The following is a 13,095-nucleotide window of genomic DNA, read 5'->3' as shown; positions in this document are numbered from 1 at the left end:
GGATATACGGATTAATTCGTATAGGTAGGAGAATTTGTGGGTTGCCTTGCTCACACGGATTTTGCCACGGATATACGGATTAATTCGTATAGGTAGGAGAATTTGTGGGTTGCCTTGCTCACACGGATTTTGCCACGGATACACGGATTAATTCGTATCAGTAGGAGAATTTGTGGGTTGCCTTGCTCACACGGATTTTGCCACGGATATACGGATTAATTCGTATCAGTAGGAGAATTTGTGGGTTGCCTTGCTCACACGGATTTTGCCACGGATATACGGATTAAAATGTGAGTTGAAGAACCTAACCCCCCAACCCCACAACTATCCCCCCTGCTCCCCTTTGAAAGGGGGGGTAGGGAAGGGGGGAATTTTTCCCCTCTCAAGAGCAGGAGAGGGGTTGGGGGAGAGGTCTCTAAGTCTGCGTCATTTTCCCAATAAATTGTTCCCCATTCAAGATTAAGTTTGACGGTTTTAAAATAATTGATATCTTGTAATTTGGCAAAAATTCCTGTACATTCTATTAGCTGACTAATATCTACAATTCCCTCTTTTCCATCTTCAAATTTCAGATAAAGTAGATGTTTTTTTTGGTGATTAACTTCGATAATGTCTTTTAACATAATTTACTTTATTTATTTGTCATTGCGAGGGGGATGTTCAACAATGAATAATGAATAATTAATAATGAATAATTACCTCTCCTTGAAAAGAAGAGGATTGACTCATGCATACAATTTTTATTTATTATACCCTTAAAAGGGGAGGCTTTAAACCAAAATTTTTCGGTAAAAGTTGTTTCAGTGGTCTCTCAAGTATCCCCCCGAAGCAATCTCACTAGCTAAAATTTCCAGGAATAAATTGCTTCTATTTTGTCATTGATAATATCAAGAAAGAGATTGCTTCGGCTAATTTAATATTTTTCTTCAAAGCTTAACTCGTTTATCATCGCCTCGCAATGACAATATCAATGTTATGATATAGCGTTTCTCAAATTGGTGAGATACAGTTTTAGATCCCCCCTGCCCCCCCTTAAAAAGGGGGGAGTCTTCAAAGTCCCCCTTTTCAAGGGGGATTTAGGGGGATCGTAACTGTAGCTCATCTTTATGAGAAATGCTATATTTACCAATAAATAGGTGAGAATTTAAACAGATGCGATACCAAGTTAAACTGAAATAAACTGATAAAGGATATGCTGTTTGGTGTTCTTCTTTACCTGGATGTTGGTCTCAGGGAGAAACAGAAGTTGAGGCATTGGAAAATACTAAGGATGTCATAGAATCTTATTTAGAATATCTGGAAGAGTTAAATTCAGATAGTGAGTTGCATAATTCCTAATAATAAAAAATAACCATTTCGTAGGTTGGGTAGAACGTAGTGAAACCCAACACATATTTACAGATTTAGATGCAGATTTTTGTTGGGTTGCGCTGTCGCTTAACCCAACCTACCTGTTAATTTTATTTGTAACAATAAAGTTTAAATTTTTTACTGATAACTGATAACTGAACAGCTGAAACACTTACACTTATATATTAGAGTCCACAAGTCTCTGCGCGAGAGAACCCTTCCAACCATACTCTGAATTCAGGTTCCTTCCCTACTACCGGGAGATTCCCACTGTAATGTGTGCTTCCCCAATCCCAGTTATCGTAGCTCACCCACTTGCCTCCTTTTCTCCATCCTACTTTCTCTCCAAACTTTTCCCATACCTCTCGCTCATACTTTTTTGTTCCACCCAAACTCTTATAAATTTTCTTCTGCACAGAAAAGCCAAATTTACCATCACTATATTTTACCCAAAGTTGGTCTATTGTGCGGAAGTCTGTACAAGGAAAATTGTCTACACCTTCTACGGAAAGATATCCAAGATATTCTCCTGCAACTTGCAACATACAAAGAGCAGTTTCTTCATCTGCTTCTTTCCACTCACCATTAGCTAGGAAGTCACGGAGTTTTGTATAGTCTACATTTTTGTCAGAAAGTAATTCTATTTCATCGGCAATAAATTTCAATTTTAGTTCTGGTGGCTGAGGTAAAATTCGTTTCTCAATATCTGCAACATCCTCATCTCTCAATCCTAAAAGTGACTGAATTTCCCGCAAAGTTTCCTGTTCTTTTTCTGTAAAAGGATAAGAATTTTCCACAGCTCGACTAAAGATTTCCTCATAACGTTTTAACTTTTTATGAAACTGAATATAAAGTGCTATTTCCTCAGTTTCAATTGCCTTTGCCTCCTCAGAGGATAAACCATATCTCTTGGATAATTCCTCCAATAAAAAACCATTAAGCAAATCTATTTTGCCATTATTTTTCTGCAATATTTCCTTCACCTTGCGACGATATTGCAATTTTGGATCGTCTTGGGGAGAACTTGCTAAATAAATTCGATAACCTTCCTTTACAGGTTCAAATTTAGGAGTCATTGCCGGAGATTCTTCATGTACCTTTTCACTTACATATTGATGCAATTCATCCGCCGAAATTTTGCCATTATTATCGGTATCCGCTGCTCCAGTTTTAATTCCTTCAACTAGATATTTTGTATAGATAGATAATTCCGAACCTTCCGACTCAAAAGAACTTTGAACAGCACTAGAAGACATCAAAATTGCCCTACCTTCTCCACCTAATTCCGCTTGAATATCTATATTTTCATCACCTTTAGCAGTCATTCCTTTAGTAAATGCGCCACTATAACAACAGTCAAGAATCACAACAAGACGTTGGGAAGAACTATCATTCATTTGACTTTGTAGAAAACTAGCACCCACAGCAGTCGGCGTCACAATTCCTCGTTGTTCTTTCCGAGTTTGAGGAGTAACTAAAAATAAATTACCTTCTCGACTTTTCTCTCCATGACCAGAAAAATAAAGTAATAAAATATCATCTTTGTTCCGGTTAGCAAACAATTCATAAATTGCCTCTTCTATCTGTTGACGATTGGAATTTTTCAACACCTTAATATCATCAAAACCTCCCATCTCAGAATTACCTAAAACTTCCTTCATTGCCTCAACATCTTTCAGGGTACTAGGCAAAGCTGGAAATTCTGGGAGGTATTCACTCACTCCAATTAATAGAGCTATTTTTGCCATGAAAAAATCTCCTTAAGCCTTCAAAAAATTATCTACTTCTGCCAAAGCTTTATTCAAATCTTCAAGATTACGAACTTCAATATCTATCTTTCGACCATTACCTTCAGCATTAATTTTAATAGTCTTACCATAGAGATTATTTCCTAAATATCCAACCAAAGCTTTAATATTTTTAGCATTAATTTCAGCCGTGAGAATTCCTATTAAAAAACCGCCTATACTTTTAGAACCAGGTTCAGCTTTTTCGATTGGCATTAAATCTGCCTTTTGTACGCCATCAAATTCTTTAATTTCCGACAACATATTTTCAGTATCTTCTTGAAGTCGATCCTCTTTTAACTTTGGATCAGATAGAGTAATTGTTAGTTGAATATTTTCTAATGACATAGTGTTTAATTGTTAGTTTTCAGGAATAAAATTAATAATTCAAAAGATAAATAAATGAGGATTTATTAACTTTTCAACCTTTGCTCTAAACTCCAGCAACTAATCAACATCTCGGAATTTTAAAGATATAAATTTTTTGCAAGAGGTACAACAGAAGTCAGTAGTCAGTAGGGGCGAATGGCCATTCCCCCTTACACTTTTGCTTTGACTAAATTGTAGACCAGTAATACCAAATTCTAAAAAGGTTGCTACAGTATTAATCTCAAGACTCTTACTAACAGAATAAAGCACTGTAACAGTATTTTTTGAAAATGGTATAGTAGGCAGAGTCAATAAACCGATAATCAGAATGATTATACCCTTAAATTAGTTCTTTAAGCAAAAATCGTAAACTGTAGGGGTTTGGTCTCCTTTCCCCAAGCCAAAATGGAATTTAGAAACCAAATTTATATGATACTGTACAGGCGATTCGCTTGCTCGTCCCTACCACCAAAATATTACAACTTAAATAGGATTGCTATATTATGTATTTATTCCTTTTTAGAATTGAAATATAATTTAGATAAACCTGCCCAGACTCAAGATTTTTGTCAATCAAATTAAATTTGAAATTATTTCGATAAATAAGTAAAAATCAATCTCGGAAAAATCAGCGCTCGTGAAAACTGCTGTAACTATTGGACAATAAAACGATAAAAATCAATTTCGGAAAAATCAGTGAGCGCGAACACTGCTGTAACTATTGGACAATAAAACGATAAAAATCAACGATTACGAAAACTGTCGTAACTATTGGACAATAAATAAAAATCAACCTCGGAAAAATTAGCGCTCGCGAACACTGCTGTAACTATTGTCCAATAAATAAATCAAAATCAATCCTCGCGAACACTGCTGTAACTATTGTCCAATAGATAAATCAAAATCAATCCTCGCGAACACTGTTGTAACTATTGTCCAATAGATAAATCAAAATCAATCCTCGCGAACACTGCTGTAACTATTGTCCAATAGATAAATCAAAATCAATCCTCGCGAACACTGCTGTAACTATTGTCCAATAGATAAATCAAAATCAATCCTCGCGAACACTGCTGTAACTATTGTCCAATAGATAAATCAAAATCAATCCTCGCGAACACTGCTGTAACTATTGTCCAATAGATAAATCAAAATCAACCTCGGAAAAATTAGCGATCGCTCTCGCGGAACGGATGTTCGGTCGCGCAGCGGAACGGATGTTCTATCGTTACTTTCATACAACAAAACTATTGAGAGGTTTCATACCTCAACTGAGACGTCCGAAACCTTAATGAGACTTGATATAAGTGAGAATCTCCATGGGTTTACGCCGGGAAGTATGTCAATTTTTGTTGTTTATGGCAGAATTGCCTGGTTGTCGCAGTAGCCAAAGCAAGGTAGCTCCAGTAATTGCTCCATATATAACCCCGATAATAGCCACACTCGCAGCATCATTCATAGCATTGGGCACTGCAGTGAGGGTAGTGGTGTACAACAAATTTTCAAGGGAATATGATTTCTTTGAAACTAAGAATTGAAGGTACTTCACTATTCCCAGTTAAGAGTTAAGTGTTCCCTTTCTTCACAATAAATCACAATCATCAAAGGACTACCTTTTTTTTAACCTTTGATTCCTAGTTTCTGCTCCAAATCGGCAATTTTATCTTCAGTCAAATTTTTATTTTTAACATACTGTAATGGAATTTGGTTAAATTCAACATATTCACTCATCCGTTCTTCAATCAGCAGTAAATTTTCACGATAATTAGCCAACATCCGCTTCCAGCTATTCACCTGTCTAACATCCAACCCTGATTTAATAGATGAAATATTAGTTTCCCATTTTGGCAACGGACGCAGACTTTTCTCCCCTCCAGCATACCAAGCTAAAGCAAAGTTATCCTGTACATTACCACTAAAGATAGGGTGCTGTTTATCACCTGTACGTTCTTTGACTTTGTGTAATACCCAACTAGCAAGCTCCAACACACGAGCATAACCGTCTTTTTCAAACGCGCCATAACCAGCTAAAGCTTCCAACAATGCTACTGTAAAGACACTGTATGGATTTCCCGTCCAAGACTTTTCATCTTTTCGTGAAGAAGCAATTATAACCCTACCACTACTACTGCCAAACTGAGCGATCGCCGATGGTGGCAAAGGTGATTTAATCATTCCCTTAGCTTCTGCTTGTCCACCAGCATGACAACAATCTAAAAGTACCAATAATTTCTTAGCTTTGATAGCTCGCAGATGCTCAGTGAAAGTTTCGCCACGAATCGCCGTACCCTCCAAATTTGCCATATCATAACCGTAAGGCATCAAATAATAATCCGGAGTTTCAATTCCATGACCAGAAAAATAAGCGATCGCTGTATCATCCTCTCCCGTCATCTCAGCTAACCAACTCAAAGCAGATAGAACATTGGTACGGTTTGCATTTTCACCCGTTAGTAAACGCACTTGCTCATTAGGATAAGCGCAACGAGATGGATCGCCCAACAGATTCGCAACAGCAGTAGCATCATCAACCGTGACTGGCAAATCAGCACCGACTCCAACAACAACAGCGTATCCTTGTTTGAAAATTTGAGACATAATTCTCCTTTCTATCAAGATTGAAAATACACAGGACTTACGCAAAGGCACTACATAAGGTGTGCTGGTGCGTTACTAATCGCGCTAACACACCCTACTGGACTGTTTCAGCTAAAACTGTGCATGATTATTTTAGGTTGTGGGAAGACAAGGAAGACAAGGAGGACAAGGAAGACAAGGTGGTAAGGGAGAAAAAAGTCTATTGCATCATTTAAGATGAAACAGTCCACTACCAATAGCGTTCATGCGTAAGTCCTAATACAATTTACAGTCGTTTTCAGACTGCGGAACCACATAAAAAAATGATAACCCAGTAGGAACGTTCCATGCAACGTCCTTACTGTGGTATCACATAAAGAGATAGGAGTTTCTCCCCCTTCCCTCCTCCCCCCCTTTCAAAGCTATGCTTTATAAACATCTTTCTCTTTTCATAAAACTTGACAACATAGACAAGTTATGTGTAAGTTTTGAATCTGCTTTTTCAGGAGAAAAGTGTATTGAAAAATACACTTTTTTATGAACGTAGACAGGATTCTTCTTCCCCATCCTCCCCATCCTCCCCATCCTCCCACAAGGGTTTCAAGAGTTCCTGATCAGGGATAGCTTGTCATTGGGGGGGTTGGGGGGTTAGGTTTTCCCCTCCATCAATTACTTACATTCCAGACAAACCTACCAATTTTATCTATGTAACCCTTGTTGCCCTCCACCCACGCTTCTGCAATACCATTAGAAAACGCAAAAGCATTATCAAACTCAGGTTCAATAACCATCTCATTAGCAGCATTAATATAACCATATTTTTCATCGATCCTAACTTCTACAAAACCTTCGGAAAAGTTACCAGCAAAATCATACTCCGGTTGAATAACTCTCTTACCTGAAACATCAATATAACCATACTTCTCATCAATTTTAACCGCTGCTAAACCTTCCGAAAAATCTTGACTAAATTCAAACTGTGCTCTAATCACCTCTGTACCAGTTTTATCAATATACCCCCAGCGATCGCCAATTTGAACTCTCGCTAAACCATTAATAAAATCTCCGGCAAAATCATATTTAGGCTCAATTACTACTTCTCCAGTCCGGTCTATATATCCATATTCATAAGCAGTACCAACCCTCACAGCAGCTAACCCATCAACAAAAAAACCCCGCCCAGTTTGCCCTGCATATTCTGGTTTAATTACTATTTTGCCAGTTTGATCGATATAACCCCAGTTACCATCAATTGTAACTCGTGCTAACCCTTCGGAAAAATAGACCGCATCTTCAAACTGCGGTTGAATTACCATTTCTCCTTTTTCATTAATATAACCCCATCTTTGACCAATTTTTTTGACTGGTGCTAATCCCTCGGAAAAACGTAAAACAGAATCAAATTCTGCTTTGATCGCCATTTCTCCTTTTTCATTAATATAACCCCACCTATCTCCAATTTTTACCGCTGCTAATCCTTCTGAGAAATCTTTGACGCGATCGAATCTTGGTCTAATCAAGATTTTGCCCGTCTTATTGATATACCCATATTTTCCGTTTTGCTTAATGGGAAATAATTTTCTTTGTTCTTTTTCTTTGACAGGCGATGTCGTGGATGTCGGTGGTGGGGGTGGTTCGATTAATTCCTGAATTTCCTTGACAGCGCTACAGGATGTTAAACCTAAAATAGCTAAACTTATGAATAAAAATAGAGAGCGCTTCATTTTGTAAAATTTTCCTCCAGTTTCCAACTAACAAATTATCTCAGCACTTAGCTATAAGAAATGCAAAAATTGGCTTGAGATTACTTTCCTAACACAATACTCGGCAAACGCTGTCCCTGGAAATGAGAGAAATACGTTATATTGCCTGAGTCTTGTTATCTGTTATTAATTCGACTAGGTTAAATATTCTCATCTTTTGGCCATTTATTCTTCTCTATATCTATTGCCAGACAATAAGCAACTATTCCAGGAAAGTTGGATGTTATTAGTCAAAAGTCTTTATTTTCTTGCTAAATGACAAATTGACGACTTTTTTAATCTAGAGGACTTACGCAGAGACACTATATATAGCGTCATATAGCGTTCAAAAACTATAACGTTATAAATATGTAGTGTTTAGAATTCAAAAATGCGTAAGTCCTGATCTAATATTGTTAGGACTTACCCATGAACGCTATTGGTAGGGTGTGTTAGCGTAGCGTAACGCACCAAGACTCTATATATAGTGCCTTTGCGTAAGTCCTGATTGTATTGATGCGATTCAGATCGAACAACTAAATACTAAAGCAGAGAAACTGGGTTGATCTGAAATTCCCTACTATACTCACATCAGTAGTCCCTTAACAAAGTCAGAAGTCAGAAGTCAACCCACCCCTAACCCCTCCCAGGAGGAGAAGTAGGGGATTTGAGCAACTCTCCAAAAATATTTCGCCGATCTTGGCGGGGTTTTAGACCCAATCCTGTTTGATAAACCCAGTTTCTTATAATACTCCGAAGCAACCGAATTTGATATTAAACCTCAATAAAATTTATCCAACAAAAAAGGAAAGCGATCGCCTTCCTTTAACTTTTGACTTGCACGTGGCGCTATACTATTCATAACTTATACCATGTCCGGATCAGAGTCTGATAAAAACACTTCTTTCTCCTGGTACATTCTTTTCTCCTGTCTCCTGTCTCCTGTCTCCTGACTCCTCCATCCTTATTTATAATTATTCAACCGGACATGACATAAGTCCCGACTATTTTCTTTCTAATTTCACTCCCCGAATTGAATAATCTAATAATTCTATTGGGTGCATTAAAGTAATTTTCTTGCCTTGCAACTCTAAATGCTTTTTAATTTGCAAAGAACACCCAGGATTAGCAGAAGCAATTAATTCGGCACCTGTATTCAATAAATTTTCTACTTTTTGTTGCCCTAATTCCTCAGCTACTTCCGGTTGCAACATATTATAAATTCCCGCACTTCCACAACACAAAGCTGCATCTATGGGTTCGCGCAACTTCACTCCAGGAATTTGTTGTAATAATTTTCTGGGTTCCAAACTAATTTTTTGACCGTGCAATAAATGGCAAGCATCTTGATAAACTATATTCAATTCTTCATCCTCAACTAAAGGAGAAAGTTTAGCTATTAATCCCACATTTGCTAAGAATTCTTGCACGTCTTTAACTTGACTAGAAAATTCTTTTGCCTTGTCACAATATTCAGAATCATCTTGAAGAATATTGCCGTATTCTTTAAGAGTATGACCACAACCAGCAGCATTAATAATCACTGCATCAACCCCAGTATTTGCAAAACTATCGATCATTTGTTTTGCCATAGTATGAGCTTGTTTAGTTTGCCCTTGATGTTCTGGCAATGCAGCACAACAACCTTGACTTTGAGGAATCACAACCTCACAACCATTAGCGGTTAAAACTCGAATTGTTGCCATATTAACCGGGGAGAAAAAGATTCTTTGAACACAACCTAAAATTAAACCAACTCGATAACGTTTTTCTCCCTGAGCAGGAATAATAGTAGGATAATTATCCTGGAAAGCATCAACAGTAATTTTTGGTAAAATAGACTCCATTGCTGCTAATCTAGGGGAGATTTTTTCTAGCAACTTAGTAGCACGAATAAGTTTGGGAAATCCTAATTTTTGATAAACCAATAAAGGGATTAGTAAAGGTCGTAATCTTTTGGGATAAGGAAACAAATTAAATATCAGATTACGAATTAATTTATCAGGTAAAGAACGGGGAATATTTCGTTCTACTTGTGGACGAGTTGCAGCAATTAATTTGTCATATTTAACTCCAGATGGGCAAGTAGTTACACAAGCAAGACAACCTAAGCAAGTATCAAAATGTTCAGAAGTTGTTTGATTTAAAGCTACTTCTCCTTTGTTAATAGCATCCATTGCATAAATCCTGCCCCTGGGAGAATCCATTTCTTTACCTATTACCCGATAACTAGGACAAGTTGATAAACAAAATCCACAGTGAACGCAAGCATCAATTAATTCTGGATTAGGTGGATTTTGAGAGTCGAAACTAGGGTTATTTGCTAAGGAGTTTAAATGTGGATTTTGTTCTAAAAAGTTGCTATCTTTAGCTGGAATTTTTGGATTATTTTGAGTATTTATGTCTTGTGTTTGCATATTTTTATGTGAAAAATTTTTCAAACCTAAATTTCATAGATAATATGTCAGCATTCAGCGGTAAGCTAACAGCTATCAGTTATGAGTTATTAACTCATTATCTTGGCAGGAGGAATTATATCATGTCCGGATAATTAGTGATAAAAAAACTTTCTCTTCACTCTTCATTTATAGCTTAAAATTCCCTCCTCTTCCCTCTTCCCTCATAACTCATTACTCATAACTCATAACTCATTACTCCTCCATTTTTATTTATAACTATTCAACCGGACATGATATTAGTATTCAAGGATAGGGTGCATCTCATATTTGCCAAAATACTTTTTTCCGGCGTTGGTGAATCAAGCTATGAAATCTAAAGAGCGTAAAATCTAAAATTCTTTTTAATTATAAGTTAGACAATCCCCATTTCAGAAAAATCATAGCCAAAATCACCAACGCCTTTTTTCCTATTCCCTATACTTTGTTCCCTGCTCCCTAAAAGCAATAAATTTTTGGCATTCTTCTTGCATTGAGATGCACCCCAAGGATAATTAAAAGTTATGAATGAAATAATCCTTTCAGCTAACCTTGGTCATTGCTTGATTCTTTCTTCCATGCACCTGATAGCTGAATGCTAATAGCTGAATGGTTACGATAATATTATACATTAATTTCTCAAGAAATCAATAATAGAAGTAGGATATAATTTCAATCCCTAAAGTAATACTACACGCAGTCATACTAAAGGGTTAATCAATAAAATAAAATTAGTAAATTGACAACTTAAAAGTTCCTTGAAACACTCTTGTTGCATAACTTACCAATACTAACTTCAGCTTATATTAGATTTCAATTATGCTAGCTTAATACAGAGCTAACACAAAAACTGCAGAGGTTTATCATGGCTACTTATTCATTTGAAAACTTTTTGGGACTTTCTGTACCAATGTCAGAACTACAGGAAGTTCCACCTATAGTAGATGGTCCAGCTACAGGAACTTTCGATGTTTTTTTACCTAATAATATATTACTGGTAGAAGGAAATTTTGACCAACTATCAAGTCCTCTAATTCCTTTAGGAGAACCAGACTCAGAAGGAAATTCTCAAAGTCCTATTCATGTTCATCAAGCTCCAGCAGGTCAAAATGGAGGCATTGTTCGCAACTTAAATGTACTTGAAATTGATGATAATTCCGGTACATTTAATGGTGCTTTTACTCTCACAAATGCAGAAACAGAAGCAGCAGAAACAGATGGGTTGTATATAAACCTCCACACAGAAAATAATCAAAGTGGAGAACTGCGGGGACAGATAATTTTGGCAGATGATGTACAAGTAGCACTTGGTCTTGGATTGCCCATGTCAGAAGCTTTTGAAGTACCACCAATAGCAGACACTCCTGCTGAAGGAATAGTAAATGCGATTCTCGATGGTAATAACCTAACAATACAAGGAACTTTTTCAGATTTATCCAGCAATTTATTTTCTGTAGGAGAACCCGACTCTGAAGGAAATGCTCAAAGTTCCGTTCATCTGCATCAGGGATTAGCAAATTCTAATGGTGGAATTGTGCGCAACTTAAATGTCATTGATAATAGTGATGGATCAGGAGGATTTTTTGGAGAGTTTACTTTAAGTGATGATGAAGTCGTAGCTGCGGAGTCCGGGAATTTTTATGTTAACCTGCACACACAAAATAATCCAAGTGGTGAGTTGCGTACCCAAGTTCTCCTCAACGAGACTCCAACGGACGATACTCTAGTAACATTTTTGCCAATATCAGAAGCTCAAGAAGTTGATCCAGTAGTAAATACTGATGCTACAGGAGACTTTTATGCAGTTCTCTCTGGCAATACTCTGAATATATCTGGCGATTTTTCCGAACTGTCGAGCGATTTATTCAGTTCTAGAACTGAACCGGACTCAGAAGGAAATGCTGCAAGTGCAATTCACCTTCATGGAGCTGCACTTGGTGAGAATGGCGATCTTTTACGCAACTTTACTATAGTTGACAATGGTGATAACAGTGGTTTCTTCTCTGGTAGTTTTACTCTGAATGAGACTGAACTTCAAGCAGTAGAGTCAGGAGAAGTATATATTAACCTGCACACAGACAATAATCAGAGTGGTGAGTTACGCGGACAGGTTGTGTTGGAAAATTTGGATACCGTAACTCCTCAAGAAGATGTAGTTTTCAATGGAGACAACCGGGATAACAATATTCAAGGAGGTTCTGCTGACGATATAATAAGAGGTTTTGCAGGAGGCGATCGATTAAATGGACTCGCAGGTAATGACCGAGTTATTGGTGGTGATGGTGGTGACAACCTAATTGGTGCTAGGGGAAATGATAGTCTATTCGGTCAGAATGGTAATGATGTTTTGCAAGGTCGTTTAGGGTCAGATATATTGCTTGGTGGTAGCGGTAATGATACTCTCAGCGGTGGTCAAGGTCGCGATCGCTTGAATGGTGGATCTGGAGACGATGAATTGACTGGTGGATCAGGTAGAGACAGATTTATCTTTAACACCAATGAAGAGTTTGATTCTCAGGATTTAGGCACAGATCGAATCACTGATTTTAATAGTGGGCAAGATTTAATTTTGCTTGACTTGAGAACTTTTACTGCTCTAGATAGTTCTCCTGGTATTGGTCTATCTGAAGATGATTTTGCAATTGTTTCTAGTGAAGGTGATGCTGCAACTGCTGAAGCTGAGATTGTTTACGACTCTGTGAGTGGAACGTTGTATTACAATACCAACGGTACTGAAGATGGTTTTGGTATTGGGGGTGAGTTTGTCAACTTAGATGGTACTCCAGATTTAGTAACAAATGATTTTCAAGTTAAGTAAAAGTTGCACAGCAAATC

At 37.2% G+C, this 13,095-nt stretch carries 8 protein-coding genes and 1 pseudogene; 2 read left to right on the top strand and 7 right to left on the bottom strand.

Annotated elements, in window-relative coordinates; translation table 11 throughout:
- Positions 1–254: 254 nt before the first annotated feature.
- Entirely contained in the window at positions 255–623 is a 369-nt protein-coding gene (locus F6K40_RS05585) for a DUF2442 domain-containing protein (protein ID WP_293132538.1), read from the bottom strand.
- Positions 624–1,194: 571 nt separating this feature from the next.
- Here F6K40_RS05585 and F6K40_RS05580 point away from each other — a divergent pair.
- Positions 1,195–1,338: pseudogene (locus tag F6K40_RS05580) on the top strand (type II toxin-antitoxin system HicB family antitoxin); the annotation flags it as partial.
- Between the two features lie 197 nt (positions 1,339–1,535).
- Here F6K40_RS05580 and F6K40_RS05575 read toward each other — a convergent pair.
- The 6 genes from F6K40_RS05575 to F6K40_RS05550 all read right to left on the bottom strand — a co-directional run bounded on the left by F6K40_RS05575 (position 1,536) and on the right by F6K40_RS05550 (position 10,242).
- On the bottom strand, positions 1,536–3,098 hold the full coding sequence (locus F6K40_RS05575; protein WP_293132535.1) for a caspase, EACC1-associated type: 1,563 nt from the start codon (positions 3,096–3,098) through the stop codon (positions 1,536–1,538).
- 12 nt (positions 3,099–3,110) lie between these two features.
- Positions 3,111–3,485, bottom strand: a complete 375-nt coding sequence (locus tag F6K40_RS05570; protein WP_293132532.1) for a hypothetical protein — start codon at positions 3,483–3,485, stop codon at positions 3,111–3,113.
- 1,363 nt (positions 3,486–4,848) lie between these two features.
- The gene (locus tag F6K40_RS05565) at positions 4,849–5,004 is read right to left on the bottom strand and encodes a hypothetical protein (RefSeq protein WP_293132529.1); all 156 of its coding nucleotides are present in this window, start codon (positions 5,002–5,004) and stop codon (positions 4,849–4,851) included.
- Between the two features lie 122 nt (positions 5,005–5,126).
- Positions 5,127–6,104, bottom strand: coding sequence for a caspase family protein (locus F6K40_RS05560; protein WP_293132526.1), 978 nt, complete (start codon positions 6,102–6,104; stop codon positions 5,127–5,129).
- A 644-nt stretch (positions 6,105–6,748) separates the two neighbouring features.
- A complete protein-coding gene (locus tag F6K40_RS05555) occupies positions 6,749–7,807 on the bottom strand; it encodes a WG repeat-containing protein (RefSeq protein WP_293132523.1) in 1,059 nt (352 codons plus the stop codon).
- Positions 7,808–8,829: 1,022 nt separating this feature from the next.
- Positions 8,830–10,242, bottom strand: coding sequence for a (Fe-S)-binding protein (locus F6K40_RS05550; protein ID WP_293132520.1), 1,413 nt, complete (start codon positions 10,240–10,242; stop codon positions 8,830–8,832).
- Positions 10,243–11,125: 883 nt separating this feature from the next.
- On the opposite strand from F6K40_RS05550, the gene F6K40_RS05545 reads away from it, so the two are divergent.
- A complete protein-coding gene (locus tag F6K40_RS05545) occupies positions 11,126–13,078 on the top strand; it encodes a CHRD domain-containing protein (protein WP_293132517.1) in 1,953 nt (650 codons plus the stop codon).
- Positions 13,079–13,095 lie beyond the last annotated feature (17 nt).

Origin of the sequence: Okeania sp. SIO3I5 (genome assembly GCF_010672085.1) — a bacterium.
In the GTDB taxonomy this organism is placed as follows: domain Bacteria; phylum Cyanobacteriota; class Cyanobacteriia; order Cyanobacteriales; family Microcoleaceae; genus Trichodesmium.
This window is presented reverse-complemented; position numbering and strand designations above follow the sequence as displayed.

Coding starts and splice junctions, on each gene's coding strand:
- F6K40_RS05555 (WP_293132523.1), bottom strand. CDS start 7,807: ATGAAGCGCTCTCTATTTTTATTCATAAGTTTAGCTATTTTAGGTTTA.
- F6K40_RS05585 (WP_293132538.1), bottom strand. CDS start 623: ATGTTAAAAGACATTATCGAAGTTAATCACCAAAAAAAACATCTACTT.
- F6K40_RS05575 (WP_293132535.1), bottom strand. CDS start 3,098: ATGGCAAAAATAGCTCTATTAATTGGAGTGAGTGAATACCTCCCAGAA.
- F6K40_RS05550 (WP_293132520.1), bottom strand. CDS start 10,242: ATGCAAACACAAGACATAAATACTCAAAATAATCCAAAAATTCCAGCT.
- F6K40_RS05570 (WP_293132532.1), bottom strand. CDS start 3,485: ATGTCATTAGAAAATATTCAACTAACAATTACTCTATCTGATCCAAAG.
- F6K40_RS05545 (WP_293132517.1), top strand. CDS start 11,126: ATGGCTACTTATTCATTTGAAAACTTTTTGGGACTTTCTGTACCAATG.
- F6K40_RS05560 (WP_293132526.1), bottom strand. CDS start 6,104: ATGTCTCAAATTTTCAAACAAGGATACGCTGTTGTTGTTGGAGTCGGT.